The organism is Bacillus sp. M5A3_1b, assembly GCF_053345335.1.
The window spans coordinates 107754-131995 of record NZ_JBKEZY010000004.1; the positions used below are offsets into that span (position 1 = coordinate 107754).

28 protein-coding genes and 2 pseudogenes are annotated in these 24242 nt (G+C 34.1%); 5 read left to right on the forward strand and 25 right to left on the reverse strand.

Features of this window, described 5'->3' with window-relative positions; translation table 11 throughout:
* The 5 genes from ACLBWW_RS13075 to sleB all read right to left on the reverse strand — a co-directional run bounded on the left by ACLBWW_RS13075 (window position 1) and on the right by sleB (window position 3747).
* Window positions 1-498, reverse strand: coding sequence for a GNAT family N-acetyltransferase (locus ACLBWW_RS13075; RefSeq protein WP_098132639.1), 498 nt, complete (start codon window positions 496-498; stop codon window positions 1-3).
* A gap of 26 nt (window positions 499-524) precedes the next feature.
* Window positions 525-881, reverse strand: a complete 357-nt coding sequence (locus ACLBWW_RS13080; RefSeq protein ID WP_048547297.1) for a hypothetical protein — start codon at window positions 879-881, stop codon at window positions 525-527.
* 107 nt (window positions 882-988) lie between these two features.
* Entirely contained in the window at window positions 989-1585 is a 597-nt protein-coding gene (locus ACLBWW_RS13085) for a YhcN/YlaJ family sporulation lipoprotein (RefSeq protein ID WP_048547299.1), read from the reverse strand.
* A gap of 26 nt (window positions 1586-1611) precedes the next feature.
* Window positions 1612-2952, reverse strand: coding sequence for a germination protein YpeB (gene ypeB, locus ACLBWW_RS13090; RefSeq protein WP_048547301.1), 1341 nt, complete (start codon window positions 2950-2952; stop codon window positions 1612-1614).
* A gap of 15 nt (window positions 2953-2967) precedes the next feature.
* Complete coding sequence (sleB, locus tag ACLBWW_RS13095; protein ID WP_048547302.1) at window positions 2968-3747, reverse strand: spore cortex-lytic enzyme; 780 nt, start codon at window positions 3745-3747, stop codon at window positions 2968-2970.
* Between the two features lie 144 nt (window positions 3748-3891).
* Here sleB and ACLBWW_RS13100 point away from each other — a divergent pair, with 144 nt between their 5' ends.
* A complete protein-coding gene (locus ACLBWW_RS13100; RefSeq protein ID WP_048547304.1) occupies window positions 3892-4224 on the forward strand; it encodes a DUF3889 domain-containing protein in 333 nt (110 codons plus the stop codon).
* A gap of 45 nt (window positions 4225-4269) precedes the next feature.
* On the opposite strand, the gene ACLBWW_RS13105 is transcribed toward ACLBWW_RS13100, so the two are convergent.
* From ACLBWW_RS13105 to kynU, 5 genes are all read right to left on the reverse strand, one after another.
* Complete coding sequence (locus ACLBWW_RS13105) at window positions 4270-4893, reverse strand: Pr6Pr family membrane protein (protein WP_064475460.1); 624 nt, start codon at window positions 4891-4893, stop codon at window positions 4270-4272.
* Between the two features lie 16 nt (window positions 4894-4909).
* Window positions 4910-5827 (reverse strand): serine hydrolase domain-containing protein, encoded by a 918-nt coding sequence (locus tag ACLBWW_RS13110; RefSeq protein ID WP_098047680.1) that lies wholly within the window; start codon window positions 5825-5827, stop codon window positions 4910-4912.
* A 117-nt stretch (window positions 5828-5944) separates the two neighbouring features.
* Window positions 5945-6784, reverse strand: a complete 840-nt coding sequence (kynA, locus tag ACLBWW_RS13115; protein WP_000661964.1) for a tryptophan 2,3-dioxygenase — start codon at window positions 6782-6784, stop codon at window positions 5945-5947.
* A 32-nt stretch (window positions 6785-6816) separates the two neighbouring features.
* The gene (gene kynB / locus ACLBWW_RS13120) at window positions 6817-7446 is read right to left on the reverse strand and encodes an arylformamidase (RefSeq protein ID WP_098047681.1); all 630 of its coding nucleotides are present in this window, start codon (window positions 7444-7446) and stop codon (window positions 6817-6819) included.
* A gap of 2 nt (window positions 7447-7448) precedes the next feature.
* A complete protein-coding gene (kynU, locus tag ACLBWW_RS13125) occupies window positions 7449-8735 on the reverse strand; it encodes a kynureninase (protein WP_098132637.1) in 1287 nt (428 codons plus the stop codon).
* A 159-nt stretch (window positions 8736-8894) separates the two neighbouring features.
* On the opposite strand from kynU, the gene ACLBWW_RS13130 reads away from it, so the two are divergent.
* Window positions 8895-9506 (forward strand): TetR/AcrR family transcriptional regulator, encoded by a 612-nt coding sequence (locus ACLBWW_RS13130; protein WP_447614065.1) that lies wholly within the window; start codon window positions 8895-8897, stop codon window positions 9504-9506.
* Window positions 9507-9777: 271 nt separating this feature from the next.
* Here ACLBWW_RS13130 and ACLBWW_RS13135 read toward each other — a convergent pair whose 3' ends face one another.
* The 7 genes and pseudogenes from ACLBWW_RS13135 to ACLBWW_RS13165 all read right to left on the reverse strand — a co-directional run bounded on the left by ACLBWW_RS13135 (window position 9778) and on the right by ACLBWW_RS13165 (window position 15137).
* Window positions 9778-10017, reverse strand: a complete 240-nt coding sequence (locus tag ACLBWW_RS13135; RefSeq protein WP_048547317.1) for a DUF3953 domain-containing protein — start codon at window positions 10015-10017, stop codon at window positions 9778-9780.
* Window positions 10018-10038: 21 nt separating this feature from the next.
* Window positions 10039-10284, reverse strand: coding sequence for a DUF3977 family protein (locus tag ACLBWW_RS13140; RefSeq protein ID WP_098067942.1), 246 nt, complete (start codon window positions 10282-10284; stop codon window positions 10039-10041).
* A 112-nt stretch (window positions 10285-10396) separates the two neighbouring features.
* On the reverse strand, window positions 10397-12247 hold the full coding sequence (locus ACLBWW_RS13145) for a sigma-54-dependent Fis family transcriptional regulator (protein ID WP_447614066.1): 1851 nt from the start codon (window positions 12245-12247) through the stop codon (window positions 10397-10399).
* Between the two features lie 311 nt (window positions 12248-12558).
* Window positions 12559-12900, reverse strand: a complete 342-nt coding sequence (locus ACLBWW_RS13150; RefSeq protein ID WP_098077513.1) for an NIPSNAP family protein — start codon at window positions 12898-12900, stop codon at window positions 12559-12561.
* A 4-nt stretch (window positions 12901-12904) separates the two neighbouring features.
* Window positions 12905-13456 carry a GNAT family N-acetyltransferase gene (locus tag ACLBWW_RS13155; protein WP_098221956.1) on the reverse strand — a complete coding sequence of 184 codons (552 nt, stop codon included), beginning with the start codon at window positions 13454-13456 and terminating at the stop codon, window positions 12905-12907.
* A 12-nt stretch (window positions 13457-13468) separates the two neighbouring features.
* The gene (locus tag ACLBWW_RS13160) at window positions 13469-14239 is read right to left on the reverse strand and encodes a DeoR/GlpR family DNA-binding transcription regulator (protein WP_098633667.1); all 771 of its coding nucleotides are present in this window, start codon (window positions 14237-14239) and stop codon (window positions 13469-13471) included.
* 276 nt (window positions 14240-14515) lie between these two features.
* Window positions 14516-15137, reverse strand: a pseudogene (locus tag ACLBWW_RS13165) (DUF4085 family protein).
* Window positions 15138-15357: 220 nt separating this feature from the next.
* Between ACLBWW_RS13165 and ACLBWW_RS13170 the strand changes: the two are divergent.
* Complete coding sequence (locus ACLBWW_RS13170) at window positions 15358-15951, forward strand: hypothetical protein (protein ID WP_048547333.1); 594 nt, start codon at window positions 15358-15360, stop codon at window positions 15949-15951.
* 82 nt (window positions 15952-16033) lie between these two features.
* Here the strand turns inward: ACLBWW_RS13170 and lpdA are convergent, their stop codons facing one another.
* From lpdA to ACLBWW_RS13195, 5 genes are all read right to left on the reverse strand, one after another.
* On the reverse strand, window positions 16034-17413 hold the full coding sequence (gene lpdA / locus ACLBWW_RS13175; RefSeq protein ID WP_098721263.1) for a dihydrolipoyl dehydrogenase: 1380 nt from the start codon (window positions 17411-17413) through the stop codon (window positions 16034-16036).
* 15 nt (window positions 17414-17428) lie between these two features.
* Window positions 17429-18631, reverse strand: coding sequence for a dihydrolipoamide acetyltransferase family protein (locus ACLBWW_RS13180; protein ID WP_098721262.1), 1203 nt, complete (start codon window positions 18629-18631; stop codon window positions 17429-17431).
* Between the two features lie 27 nt (window positions 18632-18658).
* Window positions 18659-19693 carry an acetoin:2,6-dichlorophenolindophenol oxidoreductase subunit beta gene (gene acoB / locus ACLBWW_RS13185; protein WP_447614067.1) on the reverse strand — a complete coding sequence of 345 codons (1035 nt, stop codon included), beginning with the start codon at window positions 19691-19693 and terminating at the stop codon, window positions 18659-18661.
* A gap of 17 nt (window positions 19694-19710) precedes the next feature.
* A complete protein-coding gene (acoA, locus tag ACLBWW_RS13190; protein WP_048547341.1) occupies window positions 19711-20709 on the reverse strand; it encodes an acetoin:2,6-dichlorophenolindophenol oxidoreductase subunit alpha in 999 nt (332 codons plus the stop codon).
* Between the two features lie 169 nt (window positions 20710-20878).
* The gene (locus ACLBWW_RS13195) at window positions 20879-21358 is read right to left on the reverse strand and encodes a DinB family protein (RefSeq protein ID WP_048547343.1); all 480 of its coding nucleotides are present in this window, start codon (window positions 21356-21358) and stop codon (window positions 20879-20881) included.
* Window positions 21359-21552: 194 nt separating this feature from the next.
* On the opposite strand from ACLBWW_RS13195, the gene ACLBWW_RS13200 reads away from it, so the two are divergent.
* The gene (locus ACLBWW_RS13200; protein ID WP_048547873.1) at window positions 21553-22398 is read left to right on the forward strand and encodes an oxidoreductase; all 846 of its coding nucleotides are present in this window, start codon (window positions 21553-21555) and stop codon (window positions 22396-22398) included.
* Window positions 22399-22438: 40 nt separating this feature from the next.
* Window positions 22439-22948 (forward strand): GrpB family protein, encoded by a 510-nt coding sequence (locus tag ACLBWW_RS13205; RefSeq protein ID WP_048547345.1) that lies wholly within the window; start codon window positions 22439-22441, stop codon window positions 22946-22948.
* 76 nt (window positions 22949-23024) lie between these two features.
* Here the strand turns inward: ACLBWW_RS13205 and ACLBWW_RS13210 are convergent.
* The 3 genes and pseudogenes from ACLBWW_RS13210 to ACLBWW_RS13220 all read right to left on the reverse strand — a co-directional run bounded on the left by ACLBWW_RS13210 (window position 23025) and on the right by ACLBWW_RS13220 (window position 24220).
* A pseudogene (locus ACLBWW_RS13210) lies at window positions 23025-23407 on the reverse strand (DUF4181 domain-containing protein).
* A gap of 23 nt (window positions 23408-23430) precedes the next feature.
* Window positions 23431-23868, reverse strand: coding sequence for an NUDIX domain-containing protein (locus ACLBWW_RS13215; RefSeq protein WP_141497601.1), 438 nt, complete (start codon window positions 23866-23868; stop codon window positions 23431-23433).
* Window positions 23869-23896: 28 nt separating this feature from the next.
* Entirely contained in the window at window positions 23897-24220 is a 324-nt protein-coding gene (locus tag ACLBWW_RS13220) for a DUF4181 domain-containing protein (RefSeq protein ID WP_098132629.1), read from the reverse strand.
* Between the last annotated feature and the right edge of the window lie 22 nt (window positions 24221-24242).

A 24242-nucleotide genomic window follows, 5' to 3' on the forward strand; every position in this document is an offset into this window, starting at 1 on the left:
TTATTTCATGATAGGTAAATGCATTATAATTTGTTGACCAATTGGTCCCATTCTTCTAAAGCCTTTATCTTGGAAGCCGACTTTTTCATATAAATTTTGTGCAGGAATATTTTTTTCATTCACAGCAAGTACAACCTCATTTTTTATCGGGAAATAACGTTTTACAAACTCTTGTAATAATGCCAATGATTTTTTAGCATATCCTTTCCTTTGCCTATTGTGATTTATAGAAAACGAAGTTAAAAGTAAAGCATCTTGATTGTCTGTGAACTCCTGTACTCTATCCCCTGTTTGCAATGCGAAAAGACCAACAGGTACCCCATTGTAATCTAAAATAACAATCACATTTTTTGTTCGATCACTTTTTGCTTTCTCCAATAATTCACCTGGATCTGATGTGAATTGAACTTGTTCACTTGGTAAAGTAAATGTTTGTATAACTTCTTTATACTTCTCCTTAAACGGAACTAATTGAATTTCCCCTGTATGTATGTTCATGCTAAACTCTCCCATTTTTCAACTTATTAACTTAAACCTTGCTGCGCTTTTGAATGCACTTTTCCATCTAAAAAGGTAATTTCAACTAATGAAGTTGGATCGCTTCCCTTCCATGAAAAAATTTGTTTAATTTGTGTAGAATCTTCTACACCTTCTTCTATAAGTAAATTACCATCAAAACCAATTACATCTTTCACTTCAATATAAGTCATTCCTTCATTTATATTCGAGAAATGATTTATATTGATAGACTCTTTCTTCTCACTTTCCAACACAGTAGAAGAAGTCGCTGTTTGTTTTTTTACTTCTTTCTTCTGTTCACACGCTGTCATACTGAAACCTAAGCATAAACTACATACTATTAATGCGCTTTTTTTCATCATAACAGTTGTCCCTCCCACCATAATTAAACCATATATTTCCTTAAAAATAAACTGAATATTAAATATTATATTGAAAAATCCCCGTACAATTAAGTACGGGGTTAACTTTATTTATTCAAATGATTATTTGATTGGTCATTCTGTTCTTTTCTTAGTTCTTGTTCTTCATCTTTTGGTAATTGTTTATCATTATCTTTAATTGGATTCGTTTCTCGATTTTCAATCATGTCATTTGGAACTTGTGGCATTACTCGGCCAACAATTGCTGCTAACTCATCAAGTATACCTTCACCTGTTTTTCCTTTTTTAATTTGTTTTCCAATTTGTTTCAGTCGTTCATACGTATCAACATCCGCTACAACGACTGCATTAGCACCATCCGGATCGTTTTTTAAACTTTCTGCTACAGAGTATTTAATGGACTCCACGCGAGTTCGATCGAGTTTCGCTTTTACATCAATACCTACAATAGCATATTTTCCTACAACTACCGCTGTTGCATCATTCACACCTGGCACACTTGCGGCTAAAGATGCTAAATGGTCCGCCGCTTTTTCATTTGGCTTATTTGGTTTGTTTGTATAATTAACATTTTTCGTCGAAACATTTTTTTGCTCTGGTTTTTCGTTTGGATTGTCCTTTTTTCCAATACTGCATCCTGTTATAAAAAAGCAAAGCATCAACATATATATTAAGATCTTCATTATTCTCACCACTTTACTATTAAAGTTTAATCATAAATTTTTTCAACAGCTTGCATTTTCTTCACTTTTTCCTCTGCACCGCTATTTGCATTAATGAAAATTTGGTACGTATCTTTCCCTAAAGTACCTACAAATTCATAGCAAAGTACTTCATTATGCAAATCATTTACAACTACGGCTTTACGTTCTTCCATAACTTTAACATCTGGATTGATTTTCTTTCTTGCTTCTGCTGCAGTTAGCTTTGCTGAGGGAACTGTTCGTTTTTGGTGTGATGCTAAATATTCTTTTGCAGAAAAACCAACGATAGAACCATCATCTAAAGCAATTTTCATTTGAATTGCTTCTGGATAAATTCGTACACCATTCTCATTTACTACATACGTAAATACACCAACGTTATCATATTGTGAGCTATCAAAAAGCTCCATATTATTAAACTTGTGGTCCTTTAAAAATTTCAAACCTTTACTTCCTGCATCGTTTAAACTAATTTTCTGTTCTTTAATTTCTCGGTTATTCATAACCCAAATTGGATATCCGCCTTTTCCGGTAATATCCATATAAAACTCATTATTCGTTGCTGGATCTTTAATTTTCACACTATAGAAAGATTCTTTCGCACCTTTTCCGCTTTTCTCAACATCTACTTTTTCATTTCCTTTTAAATTCAAAAATGATTTTGCGATTTTCGCCGCTTCATCCTTAGAAATTGCTTTTCCTTCTGCTTCAAATCCGCCTTTTTTATTTTTTTGCGCACTAGTAAAGGTCGGTCCGAAGTTTGTAGACGAATACGATGTTACGTTTTTCTCTACTGTTTTTAATCCATCAATAATTGTATTGTCTGCAGGATCACGATTTGATGCGAGTGCCATCTCAACATCCATCCAGCGTAAATTATTTTTCAAAACAAGATGTTGTACTTTTCTTAGTTCATCTTGTATATTGCCTGCATTTGAATATAAAGTTTCCAACGTTTTGTATTCTTGATCATTTAACGGCTCTTTTTCTAAATCACGAATGGCTGCACGGTAACTAAAATCACCGATATTTGCTAAAAATTCTTCCGTTTTATTAAAAGGCATTAATGTTAAAGGCAGTTGTCCTACATCCGAACGAGCTACAGATGTTATTCTCCATACGTCTGCTAATGCAGGTGATAAAGATGCACGTGAATTCATCGCGAGCGTTGTTCCAATTTTGTCGTGCAATAAATCAACCTCATATGCTAAATCATGAAACGCACGTTGATAGCTATTTTCTGCTCGAATTAATACTGCATTCTTCTCTTGATGTTCTTTGTAGCCCCAATATCCTGTTCCAACTACACCGACTGTTAATAATACGATTATAATACCTCGTAACATAGTTCCACCTCCGCTCTATTTACAGAAAATATGTTTCCCGATCTTTTTAATTTGTGGACGAGTCCAAATCCATTTACTTGTTGCGGTATCTGGATTGAAATAGTACAATGCATTTCCTGTTGGATCCCATCCATTAACTGCATCTAATACAGCTTTTTTCGCTGTTTCATTTGGCGTTAAATATATTTGTCCGTCTGCTACCGCTGTAAATGCTCTTGGCTCAAAGATTACACCCGAAACGGTATTTGGGAATGAGGCACTTGTAACTCGATTTAAAATAACCGCAGCTACTGCAACTTGCCCTAAGTACGGTTCACCACGAGATTCTCCATATACTGCGTTTGCCATAAGCTGAATGTCATTTTGAGAATAACCATTTGGAACATTTGTCCCTTTATTTTGAGATGGTTTATTTTCTTGTGCAGTACCACCACTATTTCCTTTATTCGTTGTCGTTCCTTTATTAGCTGTTGACTTGTCATACTTCGTTGCTTTTACTAGCATTTGCTTCGTTTTAGCTCCAGCTAAACCATCAACAGGTAATCCGAATTTCTCTTGAAAATTTCGAAGTGCCCAGTATGTACCCCATCCGAAAACACCATCCACTTTTCCCGTATAAAATCCGTTATATTTCAAACGAGATTGCAGTTCAATGACATCTTCGCCAGATGCTCCTCTTTGAATGACTTGATTAGAAAAAGCTTCAACATTTTTTAGTTGTATACTACTTACCATCAAAGATAGTCCTATGAATGCAAGTAAAATTGCTATTTTAAAAATAGCTTTTTGACGCATGATTTTCCCTCCTTAATTACGGAAATGATTTCTTGGTTATGTTTTGTAAAAGCCTCGCTTTTATGTAAAGAAGACAAAAAAATCCAAACTCATATCGTTGAAAAAATATGTAAACAATATAAAAAAATATAAAAGGAGTTCATCATGAAAAAATTGTTAAAGCGTATCGCACTCGTCATTTTGTTCATAACTACATGTTCAAATATATATACTGTCCCATCAATTGTTCATGCGCAGCCTCCGTATGCCAAATGGGGGAAACTTGCTGTAGAAAAGACGAAAGAACAATACCCAAAAGCGGAGATTATTGATTACCTTCATATAGGTAGAAAACCGAAAACCGTTCAAATAACGGTTGAAAAATTTAAATTGTGGCTACGTGAAGATGGAAAAGAATATGGTGTTTTTGTTGATGTAGAATTTGAAACGAAGACAGATAAATTTATAAAGATGACATTTCAGAAGACGAGTAGATAAAATGAAAACCCCACTGTTAAAATGTTAACAGTGGGGTTTTCATTTCTAAAATTCTTTCCTAAAATCTCGGTTCCCTAAAAATCTTACCAATATACAAATAGCACCAATTACAACTGCTATCCCTATACTGTATATAAGTACTCTACCATATCCACCTATTCTCGGATCTAAAAACGGATATGGATACCAATTTACGATTGGACCACGAATTAAGCTGTACACAACGTAAAAAAACGGGAATAAGAGCCAACTTGCAGCTTGTTTCCAAGTGATTTTCTTACTAGGTGGATTTAAAATCCAATCTAAAAGCATGGCAATTGGCATGATATAATGTAGCACCGTATTCACCCATGGTATTGCGGTTTGAAGTGATTCTTCTAATCCTCTTAATAGCAAAAAATAAATGAGTCCTGTCGTAAGTATATATACAGTTGCGGCACCACGAAGTATACTAAACTGCTCTGATCGACCAAATGTAGCTGTTCCAATGCTACTTAAAAGGAGAATACATGCAACTAAGATGTTACTTTCAATCGTAAAGAAACTAAAAAAGTTAACTGGATTGAACGGTTTCACTTGTGCCCTTATTATAAATTGCGTAATAATGGCGCTACATGCTAGAAGACTTAAACATAGTCTAAATAAAGCTAATGTTTTTACACCTCTCATACATTCTCTCCTCTTCTTATATCAACTTATCATTCTCTTGTACATGCTCAATAAATAATTTCAATGGAACGAGTCCGCGTTTTGGCATATGGCTACTAATAACTGCTACCAGTTCTAACTGTGGAATGATAACGATGTATTGTCCGCCGTATCCCATAGCAAAATACATACAATACGGTATGTGAAATCTTTCGTTATTCAATACCCACCAGTGATATCCATATGCCCCGACATGTTCATACGTTTCAAATAGAGGTGTACTTGATTCTTCTAACCATTTCGAGGATACAATTTCATTACCCTGCCAATATCCATTCTGCAAACATAATATTCCGAGCTTTAATAAATCTTTAGATTTCATTTTCATACCGAAACCGCCGACATGTATGCCTTGCGGATCTTGTTGCCACTCATATTCGGTAATTTCTAATGGATCAAATAAATATCTTTTCGCAAACTGCTCTGTCGACATTCCGGTAACTTCTTGAACAATATAGCTAAGCAAGTGAGAAGACCCTGAGTTATAATTCATTTTTGTAGCTGGTTCTTCCATTATTGGTTTTTCTAATATGTATTGCACCCAGTTTTCCGATTCTACAAAATCATTTGGGAACACTACTCCATTTCCGAACTCTTTCCAATCCTCACCTGTAGTCATCGTTAATAAATGATAAAGAGTCAAATCCCGCTTTTCATTAGATACATTTTCAATCCACTCTATAATCGGTGTATGTATATCATTTATATATCCTTTATCAATTGCAATACCAATTAATATAGATACAATGCTTTTTGTAATCGAGTTTATTTTATATAAATTACTTGCACATTCTATCGTTTTATAATATTCATTGGTTAGCTCACCTTTTTGATAAACGAGAAATGTATTTACTTTTTTCTTTTCAAATTTATTTTCTAGTTGCTTGAAATCCAAAACTTTACCTCCAATTAAATCATTACCTTATTTATTATATCTTGTAGCTTTAATTAAAACATAAATGTGTTCAAATAAAAAACAAACCTGCCAGTAATAAACTGACAGGTTTGTTTTTTATAATTTCGTACGAACATTCCAAAGCTCTGGGAAGAAACATTGATCAAGTACCCTTTTCAAATAAGATACACCAGAAGATCCACCTGTTCCCATTTTATGACCAATAATACGTTCTACCGTTTTCATATGACGGAAACGCCATTGTTGTAGCCAGTCTTCAATATCGATTAATTTTTCAGCAAGCTGATATAAATCCCAATACTTCTTCACATCTGCATACACTTCTATCCATGCTGCTTCTACTGTTGCGTCTTCTTCATAAGGCTGCGTAATATCACGATTTAACACATCTTTATGAATAGGGAATCCTTCTTTTACAAGAGCTTGAATTGCCACATCATACAAACTTGGTGCATGTAGTGCTGTATGAAGTCGAGCGTGTAATTCTGGATCTTTTTCATAAATTTTTAATGCGTGCGGAGTTTTATAGCCAAGCGCATACTCAATCATACGATATTGATACGATTGAAAACCTGAAGCTTGACCGAGTGAGTCACGAAACTCAATGTACTCTGATGGTGTTAATGTCGCAAGAATATCCCAAGATTGAATAATTTGCGACTGAATTTTTGATACGCGGGCTAGCATTTTAAACGCTGGTTGTAATTTATCTTGTTTAATAGATTCAATCGCTGCGTTTAACTCATGTAAAATAAGCTTCATCCAAAGTTCACTTGCTTGGTGAATCACGATGAATAACATTTCATCATGATGATCTGATAATCTCTTTTGAGAAGATAGTAAACTATCTAATTGTAAATATTCCCCGTACGTCATATTCTCTTTAAAGTCCGTATGAATTCCTTTTTCCATAATTACCTTTTCGTTTTCTTTCATATTAGCCAAACGCCCCTTTTATATAATTCTACTTATATTGGTCTAATAACTGCTCGAACTGGACTTCCATCTGCATCTGTTAAGGCAAGTGGTAATGCGATTAATTCATAATCGCCGTCTGCTACATGATCTAGTACGACATTTTCTAAAATGTGTATACCATGTTTAAACAATTGGTGATGCGCTGCTAATTCTTTATCGTCTAATGGATCTACTGATGGTACATCTACCCCAATTAAACGAATTCCCTTTTCAGAAAGAAATGGTGCGATATCAGCACGTAAATGCGGAATTACATCCGGGAATTCATTCGCTTTACCATGTGAAGATGTGCGTAACAACAAGCGTTCTATACCTTCTAAATGAAAGGTTTCTAATTCCTTTTTCCCAATGCTTTCAAGATTAGAAACATCAATGATCCGCGCTGGACCGACATAAACTTGAACATCTAAATCTATTACTTTCTTTCCATCATTATCAAAATGAAACGGTGCGTCAATATGAGTACCTGTATGAATACTCATCGTTAACTTTCCGACATTTACTGAGCCACTCTCTTCTTTTGACCATGAAACTTCATACGAGAACGGTGTATCACCTGGCCAAGTAGCAATATCATTATTTAGCGGTTGTGAAATATCAATCCACACTGAAGCTTTCATACTTATGCCACAACCTCTCGCTTATTTTCAAACTGCTTATACTCTTCATCTCTCATGATTTTCTTTAATATTTGTACAGATTTCCACACTTCTTCGTATGTGTTATATAAAGCGACTGGCGCAAGTCTTACTCCATTAGGTGCACGGAAATCAGGGATAACTCCATTTGCTTTTAACGCTTTACATATGCGTGCTGCTTCTGTATGCTCTAAATAAATATGCCCGCCTCGTTTTTCATCCTCTAATGGATTTCCAATTGTAAATCCGTAATCTTTTAATTCATAATCAATTAAATCCAGCATGTATCTTGTAATATGTAGCGATTTTTCACGTAAACGTTCTATACCAGCATCTTTAAATATTTCAAGAGAACCAATTAAAGGTGCAGTACTTAATACGTGCGGTGTACCAATTTGATAAGCACCTGCATGATCAGCAGCTGTTAATGTATGTTCCATATCAAACTGCTTATCTTTTCTAGAACTAAACCAACCTGATAATCCTGGAAGTCTATTAAAATGCTTTTTATTTACATAAAGACCCGCAACTCCACCAGGTCCTGCATTTAAATATTTATAATTACACCAAATGGCGAAATCAACATCCCATTCTTTGAAATAATGCGGAATAGAACCGATTGAATGACATAAATCGAATCCGATATGAATACCACGCTTATGTGCTTCCGCTGTTAAACGTTTCATATCAAGAATTTGGCCGCTTCTATATAGTACAGAAGGCAATAAAATTAACGCGATATCATCTGTCATTGCTTGAATAATATCATCTTCAGAAAGTGTTCTACCGTCTCGGCTCTTCACTCGTACTAAATGCTCATCTGGATCTAGACCCTTTAAACGAATTTGACTTTGAAGTGCATATATATCTGACGGAAATGTTAATTCATCAGCAAGAATTTTTGTACGTATTCCTTTCGGCTCATAAAACGTCGCAATAACTTGGTGTATATTCGTAGTAGTGGAACCGGTTACAATAGTTTCTTCCGATAAAGCTCCAATAAGAGGCGCTGTCAATTCACCTAATTTCTCCGAAAGGAAAAACCACGGATGCTCACCCTCTGTCCAGCCATCAATTCCATACTCTTTCCATGAATGTAGCAACGTAAGTAACGATTTCTCTGCTCTTTTTGAAAGTAGCCCTAATGAGTTTCCATCTAAATATATCGTTCCTTCTTTTTTATAAAATTCAGTTTGAAAATCTTTCAGTTCATCATGTTTATCACATTCAAGCGCATATTCATAATTCGGTTGAAATGGTTCTTTATACATGGTGTCACCTTCTTTTAATTTTCTTTTTATTCTAACTAATTGAAATATATCACCTTAGTTGATATAACGTCAATGATATTATGTCAGTTGACTTTATATGTGAATTCCTTTTACAATACAGTTATATTTTCAGATATTTCAGTATAAAGAGGTGGTTCTTTGAAAAACAATACTCTTTCATCAAGAAAACACCGCTCCTTAGAAACAAAGAAGAAACTATTACACGCTGGTTACACTATTTTTATACATAACGGATTTCAAAAAACGACTATTACACAAATTATTAAACATGCAGAAACTGGTTATGGAACGGCATATGTATACTTTAAAAACAAAGATGATCTCCTTATCGTTTTAATGGAAGATGTCATGAATCAATTTTATGATATTGCTGAGCGCTCCTTTTCCCCTCAAACGAAAGAAGAAGCACATAAAATGATTCAAAATCAAGTTAGAGCATTCCTACAACTAGCAGAAAAAGAACGAGCTATATTACAAGTTGTGCAGGAAGCAATTGGATTATCAAAAGAGATACGTCAAAAATGGGACGAGATACGGGAACGCTTTATAAACAGTATTGCGCAGGATATTACATACTCTCAAGAAGGTGGATTAGTACAGCCTGAATTAAATAAAGAAATTGTAGCTAGTGCTTGGTTCGCGATGAATGAGATGTTTCTTTGGGCAATTGTGAAAAATGATAAAGAATTAGAGTTAGGAGAAATTGTGCATACATTGACGGAAATGTATACGACTGGGCTATATAAATAGCACACTCATTTATATAGGTGTGCTATTGTATGGTCTATAAAAATATTTTATCTGGTTATGGTGATGCTAAAAGTGTTTTTTTTAATAACGGGAATGCCTTAGCAATATTTCCAAGGTAAGAGAAGCGAACATAGCCTTGTCTCTTCTGAACTTGCCTATTGGATAACAGAAAGATTTTGTATTGATAAAGAGATGTACCAAACAGCTATTAAAATTTTTAATGAGCAAACTTCAAAAAAATAACCTGTTACTCAACAAATTAAGTACCAGGTTATTTTAAATATTTTATTAGCGATACAATAATACAAATTAGCGATGTAAGTAAAAGCAACAGTCCCATATTCTTATTCTCTTTTTCATCCTTCTTAACATTTTGTATCCCCATTCCAGCAAGCATAAAACCTAACAATAATTGCAAAATAAGCATATTTTGCTTAGAATCATCATTCCAACTGTAAATAGAATAGCCCATTACAATAATAGCGAGTATAAATGTGGTAATTCTAATCATAAAAACAACCCCTATTTGATTCTATTGTGTTAACCTACTCACAATTCCAACAATAAACTTATACTCAGCTCTACTTTTTCTTACTTTCTTAAACCCTTCTTTCGTATCAAAAATAAAACACGTTTTCCAAAACCAAATTCGTACATATAAAGACTCAAAATAAATAGGTTTTATAATTCCTCGTTCCTCAAATTCAGTTCCATCTTTATTTTCTGTTTCTGTTCGAACGAACCACCTATTTCCAATTCCAATTTCAATATACTTCACATAAGTCCCCCTTTCGGAAATTAATTTCTAACTAATCTATTATTTCCCCGGTAAGCGCACATTCCGACAGAACATGAGCCCATAAAGAAAAAGTAGATTACAAAAATCTACTTTATAACTTATATTTTTGCATTCGTTTATAAAATGTACTTCGAGGTACATCTAACAGTTTTGCAGCTAACGAAACATTTCCATTCGTCTTTTCTAGCGCTTCAATCATACTATCACGCTGTATTTTTTCACGGAAATTTAATGTATGCTCCGTTTTATTTTCTGCTTGCAATTCAAGTTGACGTTGATTTCCCATCATAGTTTGTAATAAAAAAGAGATTTGTTTTTCGCATATTTCCCGTCCTTGGGACAAAATGTAAATACGTTCTAACACATTTAATAATTCTCGAATATTTCCGGGCCATGTATGTTGTGAAAATTGATTACAAATACTCTTTGGAAATACAACATTCCAATTCTTTCGTTCACAAAAATGTTGTATGAAGTACGGAATATCCTCTTTTCTTTCTATTAACGATGGAACATATAGCGGATAAACATGTAACCGATAATATAAATCTTGACGGAATTTCCCTTCTTCTACTAATCGCAGTAAATCTTTATGTGTCGCTGTAATAATACGAATATTTACCGGGACCTCTTTTGAACTGCCAATGGGGGTTACTGTTCGTTCTTGTAAAACACGCAATAATGCCACTTGCATCTCTGGCGGTACTTCACCAATTTCATCTAAAAATATTGTACCTCCGTCCGCTTGTTCAAATTTCCCTTTATATCCTTGGCGTCGTGCACCTGTAAACGCTCCTTCAGCATAACCGAATAATTCACTTTCCATTAATTCTTTCGGCAATGAACCGCAATTAACAGCTATAAAAGGACCATTTTTTCTTGGACTATTTTCATGAATCGCTCTCGCTACATATTCTTTCCCTACACCTGTTTCACCACAAACATATACACTAGCGTCAGTTGGAGATACAAGCTTAATTTCTTCTAACGTATGTTGAAATGCATTACTTGCACCAATAACTCCAGGGAAAGTAATTCCGTTAATAAATGGGGAAGTAGAAAATAAATTTCCGCGTTTATTTTCCTTTACATAAATACATTTCCCAATCATTCTATCATTACTATATACTGGTACTTCTAATTTTGGTTTCAATCCATTTTGTATTAAATCTTCAAGTTTCATTCGTGACCAATTCGAAACTCGTTCTCGAACCTTCTTGCTCGCAGAAACGATAACATCACGATGATTACAAATAACAACTTGTTCATCACTATCAATTACATCTAAAAAACGATGGATTAAATGTAGTTCATTTTGATGCACTCGAATACTACATTCACGTTCAATCGCATGTGCAATCGAAGTTACCATCCCGAGCATATACGGATGTGAAAATTCAATTGGACAGGAGAAATCTAGAACTCCAATTAATTTCCCATCATCATTATGAATGGGAGCGGCCGCGCAGCTCCAGCTATGAGATGCGACAGAATAATGCTCTGTACCACTTATCATAATAGCCTCTTCAATCTGCAACGCGGTTCCTATCGCATTTGTACCAACAGCTGCTTCCGTCCATTTCACACCTTCAATGAAGTTAATATGTTTCGCTCGTTTCAACGTTTGTTGATTTCCACTTAACGATAGAACGTAACCGTCTGGATCGATTAATAATGCCATCATTTGCAGCTCATCAATGGTTTTTCTCATATTTTGTATTTGAGGTATTGCTATATCAAGGAAGATTTCACTCTTTTTCTTTTGATCCTGAAAAATATTAGAAGACAAAATTTTCTGACCTTTATTCATATGAGGATTCACATTTGCTTGTTTACATCGATGCCATGACTCTGAAATTCTTTCGTTCATACGGTTCGAATCAAGGACTCCTTCATCAACAAACTTTTTCCATGTATGTAAGTAAAACGGTGAAGCTAACATTGTATCATCTCCCTATTCATTGTTTTGGAGATCTGTAAAAACATACTTTTATTATAAAACTGTATAAAAGCGTTTTCAATGAAACTAGAAAGACGACACAAATATGTTAATAATATGAATATATCAATGCGATTCTTTATTCTTTTTTAGTAAAACTATATTTTGTATAATAGACGCAAAGAAAATACATAACCAAAACCACTTTTGTGGATTGCCGTTTATAAAGAAAACTATCAACGCTATTGCAAATAAAGTAGTGGATGCTAAACTAAAATATAATTTTGTTTTAATTCCCACTATCCCTCACTCCTCTATGACTTTACAGTACATACTAACTCTTCATTTTTCAACTCTAATATGTACTTCTGTAAAACATATTCTCTTCCGCCATGTTTTTCATACCAATCATGTATTCTGTTAACATGTATCTTGTCATTTCTAATTTTCGATTCAATGTCTTTATACTGGTCATAACTATCATATTCCCATATGGCGAATATTTCTGTTGTGCCATCATTATTATCTTTCATCCAGCGTCCTATTAACCTGGAACCATGCTTTAATTGATTGGGGAAGTTCGTAGTATTAAAATGCTCATTAAATGTTTCTACAAATTCATTCTTTACTATATAATACTTTCTTCTGTAAAACATCCCACTACACCTCTTTTATGAATCTTCCCATTACAACTGTATTATAATACTTCCCATCCGATAGTCTTTTATCATGTTTCAAAATACCTTCTACTTCAAAACTTAATTTCTTATAAAGTTGAATGGCTGCTTCGTTTGTCTCTAACACTTGTAATGATATCTTTTTCACTTCATTTTCATCAGCCCACTGAATAGATTGTTGCAAGAGACTCTTACCAATTCCATATCCCCAAAACTCTCTTAAAATACAAACGCCAAACTCTACTTTATGGGATAATTTTTTCAAATTTGATCCTTCACATCTTGAGAATCCTACGATTTGGTTGTGCACTTCTGCAACTAAAAAGAGATTTTTCATCTCTTCACTATCTGCTTTTATTATTTTTTGAAAACCTATCTTATCTATAAATCCCTCTCCAGCTTCTCTATCCATATTTTCAGTTTCGCCATCGATCTGAACTCTAATCTTCGATAATTGCTCAGCATCCGTTTCAGCTGCTGAACGAATTGTGTAAGTTAATCCATTTATATAAAACTCTTGTTCTTTTATAATCATTTCAAACTCCTTTTAAATGGGGGTTATTGACGCTATTATAATTTCTTTACCTTGTTTCTCAAATTCTTGAATCGTTTCTTTACTAGCCTCTTCATCTGTTATTATAAGGTCAATTTCTATCAGTGACTCTCCTTTTATAAATCCGTCTATTCCAAGTTTCTTATGAGGAGCTAAACAAATATTTCTTCTAGCAATTTTACTCACTCTTTTTCCAAAATAAGCAACTTCTGGAGTTGCAGTACTTATACCGTTCAATGAAATGCCACCACCTGTAGAGAAATAAAGATCAATAGATAATCTACTTATCATTTCAGAGGCAAGTGTATCTGTCATATTTCCTGATGGTTTCACCTTTCCACCAATTAAATACGTTTCTACATTCTTAAATTCCCTTAACTTACTAGCAATTTCTAAAGCATTCGTAATCACTGTAAATGATGTTTCAGGTAAATACTTTAACATCGCATAATGAATAGAGCCCCCGCCAATAAAAATGGAATCTCCTTCTTGTATGTAGGATGCAGCAACTTTTGCAATCGCTTCTTCATTTATAGAACGATCACTATAACGTTTCGTTGGTTCGGCAGCTAAGTTTCTCACTCGCGTAAGTTCAATTGCACCTCCGTGCGTTCTTTTTAATAATCCATCCTTTTCCATAATAGACAAATCTCTTCTTATCGAATCAATAGACATATCGAAACTTTCCGCAAGATTTTTAGCAATTACCCTTCCATCTTTCTTCAGTAACTCCAAAATTTTCTCTCTACGCTCTTCAGTAAACATATACCCACCGCCGTTATTGAAGATTCTGAAATCTCATCCTTATTTTAATTATATGCATGTCTCTTCCGTTTTACAATATTTTCAATTCTTATTTATTCCGTTTTATACAGTATTCTCCCTCTTTCTATCCTTTTTAACTTGAAAACTTCACCAAAATAATTATATATATAGCAAATCTGCCCTTTAACATATATATATTGGAAACTTGATAATTTAGCATCTAAATAAAAAACAGTCCTATAAGACTGTTTTTTATTAGTAAAGTTATAAACTTTACTAATTACCTATCTCAAGCAATACGTCTTTTGCACAAATCGTCACTTCTTGAAATGGGCAATCAAATAAAACACCCAATTCGAATCCTTCATTAATAAGATCTATTTCATGACATAACCACCAAGCACCTTCAAAATCTTCCGGAATAGAACATTTCGTTACGCCTGTAAAAGTTACTTCTAGTTTATCAAATTCACTGAAAGTACCACTGCAATCTAATATAATAATTAGCGTATCTTTTGATATTCTCTCTACTGATTTGACTACACTGTCATGTAGTGAGTAATCATGTAACTGAATAACATTTGTTGGGAGTTTTTTCTTAATCGAATGGAATTGCTCTAAGTAGAATCGATCTAAATGAGCCCTTCTTTTCTCACAATCCTCTATCCATTCTTTCATAAGTTTTTTCAATTCACTAGAAGGATATTCTGAATTAATTATGGTGTTATGAATAAATGGGTGTATGGATTCAGGAAGGAATTTTAATAAATCTGTTTTCCTTTATTTCCTCTATTAAACTTTGTATATCCATTTCTGACCATTCTTTTATAGACTCTATAAAACTTACAAATTCTATAATTTGCATTTCTTTATACCAATCTCCAGTGAAATTCTTCAATCGCACCACCCCTAAAACATTTTAACATCCCACAAAAGCAATACATCTATTTATTATATCATTCCAATAACTATTTTTTCTAAAGAAAAAATGCAAAACTATAAATATTCCGCCTTTTATTTCTAAAACTTCAGAATATTTACAAAAATAAAAAATTAGAATACATTTTAGTTGTACAAGATTCACCTGTACAAAAATCTAAACAAAAAGGGATGGTTATATGTTGAAGAAATTAGTAGCAGGGACATTAGTAGCAGGTTTTGCATTAACTGGCGGACTAGGCGTAGCAAGTGCTGAAGAAAAAGCTAACACAATTAAGTCTTTTGATTATTTAAAAGTGGATGAACAGAATGTTAATTCATTTGCAAAATTAAGTGATCAGGATAAGAAAGACATCCAAATTACTATGGTATTACCAGAGCAAAATGAAAATGGAGATTGGCTAGCTTACGGTTTTACTAGCCGCGAAACATTAGATGCTTATATTGAAAAGGATAAAAAAGTACTTAAAAATAAAATTAATCCTTTAGGTAGCGGTGCTGGTAGTACTGATTTTTATGAACATAAAGATAAAGGTGGCCAATATATTTACTGGAGCAGCGGTTTTAAAAACTTACCTTCTAGCTGGAATGATAGAATTTCTTCTGTAAGTACAGCTTCACCTTCTGCAAGTTATTCAACGACACTTTGGGAGCATACTTCAACACAAGGATATGGAAAAGGTGTTTTATTTAAACATGCTGATTGGTACGGTAAGACTGCCAATTTAGCTGCGGATTGGAACGACATTACTTCAGCTATTGAAATTAAATAGTAATTGTATATTTACTAATTGAAAAAATCCAACCCACTATTTTCTTATTAATGTAGAGAATAGTGGGTTATTATATTTCTATTTAAGCATGCACAGCATGCCCTACAGCTTGTAATAACGCTTCATGAATCGCTTCAGATAAAGTTGGATGCGCTGCAATATAATCTCTCATAATATCAGCGGTAACTTCTGTATGAATCATTACAGTTCCTTGTCCAATTAGTTCGGTTGCACGAGGACCGATAATAGAAATCCCAACAATTTCTTGATATTTAGGTTCCACGATAACTTTTACTTTACCCGTTTGTTCTCCAATAATAAGCGCTTTTCCGTTCGCTGTAAAAGGAAATTCTCCGATAAGAATATCACCATATTGTTCTCTTGCATCTTTTTCGTTTAAACCAACACTTGCGATTTCTGGGGATGTGTATATACATCGAGGTACTGTATGATAGTTAACTTTCACATCTTCTCCACTCGCGTGTAACGCTGCTGTCGTTCCTTCATGGAAAGCAACGTGAGCAAGTTGTATTCCACCAATCACATCACCTGCTGCGTAAATATGTGATACATTTGTTTGCATATTTTCATTCACAGAAATTCCTTTATTTGAAAATTGAACACCTGCTTTTTCTAAATCTAATTTTTGTACACGTGGTTTTCGGCCGACAGAAACGAGAACATATTCCGGATTGACTACTTGGATACTTCCTTCATATTCAAATGAAGCTTGCTTCTTATAATTATTTAATCCTTTTAAAGCTGCTTCTGTAAATATTTCTACACCATCATTTTCTAGTTTCTCTCTTAAAATATGTGCGATATCTTCATCTTCACCAGGTAATAATTGCGGTGCCATTTCAACAATCATAACTTTCGTTCCAAGACGACTATAAATACTTGCAAACTCGCAACCTATTACACCACCGCCAACGATTAATAATGATTTCGGTATATTTTCTAGGGACATTGCATGGCTACTATTTAAAATCCACTTCCCATCAAATGGAGCAAAAGGTAATTCAGTCGGTTCTGAACCTGTTGCTATAATGAACTGGTCTCCATCTACTACATCTACTTTATCACCGTGTGTAACTCGTACACGGTGATCCGTTTCAAATTTCGCTTTACCTTGTATAACTTTTATTTTATTTTTCTTCATTAAATATTGAATTCCTTGGACGAGCTGCGTTACGATCTGTGATTTCCTCGCCTGTATTTGCTTCCAATCAATTGATATACTTCCTTTGTTAAGCGTAACTCCGTAATTATTCGCTTTTCTCACAATGTCATGCACTTCCGCACTTTCTAACAATGATTTTGTAGGCATGCAACCAACATTTAAACAAGTCCCGCCAAGATCAGCTTCATCAATAAGAGTGACATCTTTCCCATTTTGAGCCGCAGTAATTGCTGCTACATAACCAGCAGGTCCGCCTCCAATAACGACTAATTTACTCATTCTCTCACCTTCTCTTTATAAAAGAATTGTTACAGGTTCTTCTAAATAACGTTTAATTGTACGTAAAAATGCAGCTGCTGGTGCACCATCTAATACACGATGATCGAATGTTAAACTTAAAGGTAGCATACTTCCTTTTCTTAATTTTTTTCCTTTATATACAGGAACATGTTCAATTGCACCAACACCTAAAATACCAGTTTCAGGTGTATTTAATACTGGTGTGAAATATTCAATCCCAAAGCTACCTAAATTACTAATTGTAAAGGTTGTCCCTTGCATATCGTCACTACTTAAACTACCTTCTCTTGCTTTTTGTGCCACAATTTTAATTTCTTTAGATAACTCTACTAAAGATAAATTATTAGCAAAGCGAATAGCTGGAACGACTAGTCCTTTTTCTAACGCGACTGCCATGCCTAAATGAACATGTGCAAATTGATGAATTGCGTCATCTATATATGCGCTGTTCATTTCTTTATGCTCCCCAAGCGCTAATACAACAGCACGAGAAACAAAATCCGTAATGGTTAGTTTGTTATCATAGCGTTTTTGTACAACTTCCGCTAATTCTTTATGTAAAGCTACTAAATCTGTCACATCTACTTTCATCGTTAATGTTAATTGCGCACTATTTTGTAAGCTAGCATGCATACGGTTCGCAATTGCTTTTCGCATACCAGTCACAGGAATGACTTTACTTTCTTCTTGTTCAAGTACTTCTGGAATTGCAACTCTTTCTTCAAGCGCCTTTAATACATCTACTTTTATAATTCTTCCACCAGGTCCTGTACCAATTAATGATCTAATATCAAGATTTTCAGTTTTTGCAATCTTTTTCGCAACCGGAGATATTTTGACTCTTTGCTTCGTAACATCTATCGCATATGGTTCTGCATGTTGTACATTTTTAGGTTCTGGATTCGATGTTTTCTCTTCTATAACATTTGTATTTTCATAGACTTCTTCTACTTTTTCATTCGGTTTACCGATATAGCAAATTACAGTACCCGGCGGCACTCCCTCATCTTCACTTACAGCTATATCAAGAACAGTTCCATCAGCCGGTGCTTCTATTTCAGTTTCGATTTTTTCCGAGTTAATGCTAGCAATTAGTTCACCTTTTTCTACATTATCACCTGCTTTAATATTCCAGCTCGTAATAATACCTTCTTTCATCGCCATACCTAACTTTGGCATTACAACTTCTACAGCCATGTTTCTCTCCCCCTTCTCATCGTTTCATTACACATGTAATAAAGATTGGTCTCCGATCATTTCTGATACAGTTTCAATTACTTTTTCCGGCGTTGGTAAATATAACTTTTCAAGTGGTGGAGAGAACGGAACTGGTGTATGTGGTGCTGTAATTCGTTTAATAGGTGCATCTAACAAATCGAATCCTTTATCCGCTACAATTGCTGCAATATCCGTTGCGATACTACATCTTGGATTTGCTTCGTCAATAACAATTAGGCGATTCGTTTTTTCAACAGATGCTAAAATCGTATTCTCATCCAGTGGTGATAAAGAACGTGGATCAATTACTTCTACTTCAAGTCCCTTTTTCGATAATTGCTCAGCAGCTGCAAGTGCTGTATGAACTTGTTTTCCAATTGCGACGATTGTTACATCAGAACCTTCACGTTTAATATCTGCTTTCCCTAATGGAATTGTATAGTATTCTTCTGGTACTTCGCCTTTCATATTGTAAAGTGTTTTATCTTCAAAGAAGATAACTGGATCGTCATCTTCAATTGCTGCTAATAATAAACCTTTTGCGTCATACGGAGTAGAAGGAACGACAACTTTTATACCTGGAATGCTCGTAAATAACGCATATAAACTTTGTGAATGCTGTGCCGCTGCGCTAAAACCAGCACCATGCATCGTACGTACTGTAACTGGCACTTTCGCTTTACCACCGAACATGTAGCGGAACTTTGCGCCTTGGTTTAATACTTGATCAAGACAACTACCGATAAAATCATTAAACATTAATTCAGCAATCGGACGTAGTCCTGTTGCCGCAGCTGCCATCGCCGCTCCCATATAACCTGCTTCTGAAATTGGAGTATCTAAAATACGATTTCGGCCAAACTCTTGTACAAGTCCCTTCGTAACACCAAGCACACCGCCCCATGCTTCATCGTCTTGGAAGTGGTCAACTTGTGCACCGCCTGCAACATCTTCTCCGATTAAAATTACATTTTCATCACGACGCATTGATATTTTCATCGCTTCATTAATTGCAGTTGACATACTTACTGTTCTAGTCATTATTTTTCACCCTCCTCTTATTTGTAAGAAACGTATACATCTTTTAATAATTCTTCATCCTCTGGATATGGACTATTTTCACTAAATTCAATTGATCTTTGCACTGCTTCATCTACTGCCTTTTCCATATTGACAAGTTCAGATTCAGTTAATAGTGCTTCATGAATTAAATGCTTACGGAAATTCACAATCGCATCTTTTTCATTTAAATGTTCTTCTTTTTCTTCTGAAGTTTTATACGTTTGTGCTTCACCTTCGAAATGACCGTAATTGCGATATGTCATACATTCAATTATTGTTGGACCACCACCATTACGCGCACGTTCTACTGCTTCTTCCGCGGCTTTATATACTGCAAGTAAATCTTTTCCATCCACTTGAACACCTGGAATATTGTAAGCTTTTGCTCGATCTGCAATGGAATCACAACTTGACGCATATTCAAATGTCGTTGCTTCACCGTAACCGTTATTTTCGGCGATAAAAATAACTGGTAACTTCCAAATCGCTGCTAAGTTAACCCCTTCGTGAAATGTCCCTTCATTATTTGCTCCGTCACCGAAGAAGCAAACACTCACATCTTTCGTTCCTTTATATTTAGCAGTTAATGCTGAGCCGCAAGCAAGTGGAAAACCTCCGCCTACAATCCCATTTGCACCAAGCATTCCTTTATCTAAATCAGCAATATGCATGGAACCGCCTTTCCCTTTACATAACCCTGTCGCTTTCCCGAAAAGTTCAGCCATCATCCCGTTTAAATCACAGCCTTTTGCGATACAATGCCCATGTCCTCTATGCGTACTTGTAATACTGTCACGATCCGTTAAGTGGGCACATACACCAACTGCTACTGCTTCTTCACCTGCGTATAAATGAACGAAACCTGGCAAAACGCCTTGCGCGAATAATTCATGTACCTTATCTTCAAACTTACGAATTTCTAACATTTTTTCATACATCCAACGAGCTTGTTCTTTCGTAATTTCATTCCCTTTACTTTCAGTTGTGTTTAACATGTTCAGCCCTCCTATTTTTTTGTTCATCTTTTATATTGCAACTACTGTGCCAAATTCTAATCCTTGATTTAATAGGTTTCCTCTTTTCTTTCAAAATAAAAAAGTGGACAAAATGAGACATCTGTCTCGTTTTGTCCACTTTTGTTCACCTAATTTGAGAATTATTATTTTATTCATGATCAAAACTCTTCTGTAACTTCCGGATGTAAATAATTTGACCTATATGATAAGCATTATGAGTTGTGACATTTGCTAGCACTTCCCACCACTTTGCACATACCGGAAATCCAACCACATCACTTTCAACCTTTTCTTCATTTATTAGCTTTTGCCATAGTAACAGTTTCTCTAGTAGTTTTTCTCTTAATTCATCGAAAGATTGATTATCTGAAAGCATAAAACTTTTATTATTATCACCAATTGCGGGCACGGCATTCACATTTGATTCTTTGTATCTAGTTTGCCACGTTGAGTTCCAATACAGTAAGTGTTGTACAATTTCAGCTATACTATTACTCTCTTCATTCAGTTTCCAGAAAGCTTCTCTCTCTGATAAATCTTTCACTGCATCTGAAAATGGAATATACCAACTGGGATCGTTTGCATTCGCCAATAATTGATCTGCTAATACATCTTTCACATGGGCCATTTTTCTTCCCTCATTTCATTAACGTATTCATACTCACTTCTCTATATACGCTAAGTCCATATAATTCCCTCTTTTAAAAATCGTTAAAAAAGCTCGTATAACATGAATGGGTACTTCTTTCAAAATGAATGGTAGAATAATAGATTTTCTTATCATAACTCGTTATGATAAAAGAAAAAGAAAGCTGGCAGAAAATGAACAAAAAAGTCGCAATTATTACAGGAGCCTCAAGTGGATTTGGACTATTAACTACACTCGAACTCGCAAAAAAAGATTATTTAATTATCGCTACAATGCGAAACCTTGAAAAACAAGCGAACTTAATATCTCAAGCTACTCAACTCAACTTACAGCAAAACATAACAGTTCAACAATTAGATGTAACCGATCAAAACTCTATACATAACTTTCAATTATATATAAAAGAAATAAATAGAGTAGATCTACTTATTAATAACGCAGGATATGCGAATGGGGGCTTTGTAGAAGAAATTCCAGTAGAGGAATACCGTAAACAATTTGAAACGAACCTTTTTGGAGCTATATCAATTACTCAACTTGTATTACCTTATATGAGAGAACAAAAAAGTGGGAAAATCATTAATATAAGCAGCATTAGTGGTCAAGTTGGATTCCCTGGTCTATCCCCTTACGTTTCTTCAAAATATGCATTAGAAGGCTGGAGTGAATCCCTTCGTTTAGAAGTAAAACCTTTCGGAATAGATGTTGCTTTAGTGGAACCTGGTTCTTATAACACAAATATATGGGAAGTTGGTAAACAACTAGCTACAAACCAATCTGATACCACTTCTCCTTACAAAGAATATATGAATAAAATACAAAAACATATTAATAGCGGCAGTGATACATTTGGTAATCCGATAGATGTTGCTAATAAAATTGTAGAAATCGCTGAATCTAAGCGAACGAATTTACGATATCCGATTGGAAAAGGTGTAAAATTTATGATCTTTGCAAAGAAGATTCTTCCTTGGAGATTGTGGGAATACATTGTTTTGAGAACCTTTAAGAAAATGTAATAGACTTTTTGAAAACCATTTTGAAAGAGGTGCGAATTAAATGTTAGGTTTACCATATGGACAAGTATTTTTAGTTCCGTGGACTGAACAATGGGAAATTGAATATATGAAAGAGAAACAATTCATTGAGGAACAAATTGGCGAATATATTTTAGCGATACACCATATTGGTAGTACTTCTATTCCATATTTAAGTGCAAAGCCAATTATTGATATTGCAATCGAACTAAAAGATTATACGGACGGTTTAACATGTATTAAAAAGTTAGAACTGCTAAACTATAAATACAGAAAAGATGTACTACCTGAACGATATTATTTTAATAAAGGAGAACCACGAACTCATCAAATTCATATGTATGAACAAGGAAATACATATTTAATAGAGCAATTACAATTTAGAGATTACTTAATAGACAATAAAACTGCACGCATGCAGTATGAACAGTTAAAGATTCAACTTTCACAAGCTAATCCTACTGATAAACATAAGTATGCAGAGGATAAAACTAATTTCATTACATCTATATTAACTAAAATAAATGCTTAAATAAACAAGAAACCATTTAGTAGTAAATGGTTTCTTGTTTATTAGTTATTTCATTATTTGTACTATCAAATTTTTATTATACAGCAGGTGGAAAGAAGTAAAATAGTATCGAAGTCATAAAAATAAACGTGAATACCCCAATTACCGAAAATATATGTTCTTTCGACTCTCTATCATACTTCCATTCCATCAATGCTCTTAAGATTAACGTCCCACCTAAATAAGTAAAAATGACATAAGCAATATTAATACTTTCAAATTTAAAGATAAACATAAAGCTAGTTATTAAATAAATAAAAAGTAGTCCTATTTCCAATTTTTTATGTAAACTATTTACATGTTTCTTATATCCCCAAAAACCACCCTTGGGCATATTCAATTTTTTTCTTAAAAACTTATCGAGAAAATAGACAGCTATACAAAAAAAATAGTTATAATCCAAAAAGTAGAAGCTCCCATTTTCACCCCTCCTATTATTTCATTTAATTACTTGAAATAAATTGGACTATATTACGGTTATCCCCTTCTAAATAACTTATGATGCCTTCAGGATATGTCGGCTTCTCCTGTAATTCCTCTAGACTTTTCCAAATTAATATAATATCCTCATGCTCTTTATGCCTTATTTTATTTGTAATGATTTTTTCAACAGTCCCCCAATGTATCAATGTACAATGATGACCTTTTTCGTTGTCCCACTCAAAAATGTGTTCATTTACAATTGCTAACTCTTGAACATCAACTTTCAAATCGTATTCTTCTATTAACTCTCGAATTATTGCTTCTTTTGACGTTTCACCAAATTCAATAGAGCCACCTGGAAAACGATAAAATGATTCATTTTCATCGCATTGTACAAGTACTTTAGAATGATCTTCATTTAAAATCATTGCTTCAGCACGTAATTTAGGATTTTTCATTTTGTCTCCCCATTCATTCCACATATGATTAAATCCAATAGGTATAAAAGAAAAGATTAAGAATAATTCCTGTTATTACTAATAGCGGAACCGTGCCTAAAGAAATGACATACTCCCTCGATTCTTTATCATGTTTCCACTCCATATATGATTGAAAGCAATATAAAGTTATTAAAAATAGTATGGGTAAATTACTAATATAAATAGGATTTAAAGTAGCACATATCATCGCAACAATTATATAAGAAATGATAAGAGCCCTAGTCCCCCATTTATGAGCGTTGTTTACATATTTACTATTCCAGTCAGTTTGTTTCGATATATTTAATTTTTTTCTCACTACTTTTTCCAAAACAACTAAGAATATGATCCAT

Excerpts from the sequence above, each read along its gene's own strand:
- ACLBWW_RS13075 (WP_098132639.1), bottom strand. The coding sequence starts at position 498 with ATGAACATACATACAGGGGAAATTCAATTAGTTCCGTTTAAGGAGAAG.
- ACLBWW_RS13080 (WP_048547297.1), bottom strand. The coding sequence starts at position 881 with ATGATGAAAAAAAGCGCATTAATAGTATGTAGTTTATGCTTAGGTTTC.
- ACLBWW_RS13085 (WP_048547299.1), bottom strand. The coding sequence starts at position 1,585 with ATGAAGATCTTAATATATATGTTGATGCTTTGCTTTTTTATAACAGGA.
- ypeB (WP_048547301.1), bottom strand. The coding sequence starts at position 2,952 with ATGTTACGAGGTATTATAATCGTATTATTAACAGTCGGTGTAGTTGGA.
- sleB (WP_048547302.1), bottom strand. The coding sequence starts at position 3,747 with ATGCGTCAAAAAGCTATTTTTAAAATAGCAATTTTACTTGCATTCATA.
- ACLBWW_RS13100 (WP_048547304.1), top strand. The coding sequence starts at position 3,892 with ATGAAAAAATTGTTAAAGCGTATCGCACTCGTCATTTTGTTCATAACT.
- ACLBWW_RS13105 (WP_064475460.1), bottom strand. The coding sequence starts at position 4,893 with ATGAGAGGTGTAAAAACATTAGCTTTATTTAGACTATGTTTAAGTCTT.
- kynA (WP_000661964.1), bottom strand. The coding sequence starts at position 6,784 with ATGAAAGAAAACGAAAAGGTAATTATGGAAAAAGGAATTCATACGGAC.
- kynB (WP_098047681.1), bottom strand. The coding sequence starts at position 7,446 with ATGAAAGCTTCAGTGTGGATTGATATTTCACAACCGCTAAATAATGAT.
- kynU (WP_098132637.1), bottom strand. The coding sequence starts at position 8,735 with ATGTATAAAGAACCATTTCAACCGAATTATGAATATGCGCTTGAATGT.
- ACLBWW_RS13135 (WP_048547317.1), bottom strand. The coding sequence starts at position 10,017 with ATGATTAGAATTACCACATTTATACTCGCTATTATTGTAATGGGCTAT.
- ACLBWW_RS13145 (WP_447614066.1), bottom strand. The coding sequence starts at position 12,247 with ATGTTAGCTTCACCGTTTTACTTACATACATGGAAAAAGTTTGTTGAT.
- ACLBWW_RS13150 (WP_098077513.1), bottom strand. The coding sequence starts at position 12,900 with ATGTTTTACAGAAGAAAGTATTATATAGTAAAGAATGAATTTGTAGAA.
- ACLBWW_RS13155 (WP_098221956.1), bottom strand. The coding sequence starts at position 13,456 with ATGATTATAAAAGAACAAGAGTTTTATATAAATGGATTAACTTACACA.
- ACLBWW_RS13160 (WP_098633667.1), bottom strand. The coding sequence starts at position 14,239 with ATGTTTACTGAAGAGCGTAGAGAGAAAATTTTGGAGTTACTGAAGAAA.
- ACLBWW_RS13170 (WP_048547333.1), top strand. The coding sequence starts at position 15,358 with ATGTTGAAGAAATTAGTAGCAGGGACATTAGTAGCAGGTTTTGCATTA.
- lpdA (WP_098721263.1), bottom strand. The coding sequence starts at position 17,413 with ATGAGTAAATTAGTCGTTATTGGAGGCGGACCTGCTGGTTATGTAGCA.
- ACLBWW_RS13180 (WP_098721262.1), bottom strand. The coding sequence starts at position 18,631 with ATGGCTGTAGAAGTTGTAATGCCAAAGTTAGGTATGGCGATGAAAGAA.
- acoB (WP_447614067.1), bottom strand. The coding sequence starts at position 19,693 with ATGACTAGAACAGTAAGTATGTCAACTGCAATTAATGAAGCGATGAAA.
- acoA (WP_048547341.1), bottom strand. The coding sequence starts at position 20,709 with ATGTTAAACACAACTGAAAGTAAAGGGAATGAAATTACGAAAGAACAA.
- ACLBWW_RS13195 (WP_048547343.1), bottom strand. The coding sequence starts at position 21,358 with ATGGCCCATGTGAAAGATGTATTAGCAGATCAATTATTGGCGAATGCA.
- ACLBWW_RS13200 (WP_048547873.1), top strand. The coding sequence starts at position 21,553 with ATGAACAAAAAAGTCGCAATTATTACAGGAGCCTCAAGTGGATTTGGA.
- ACLBWW_RS13205 (WP_048547345.1), top strand. The coding sequence starts at position 22,439 with ATGTTAGGTTTACCATATGGACAAGTATTTTTAGTTCCGTGGACTGAA.
- ACLBWW_RS13215 (WP_141497601.1), bottom strand. The coding sequence starts at position 23,868 with ATGAAAAATCCTAAATTACGTGCTGAAGCAATGATTTTAAATGAAGAT.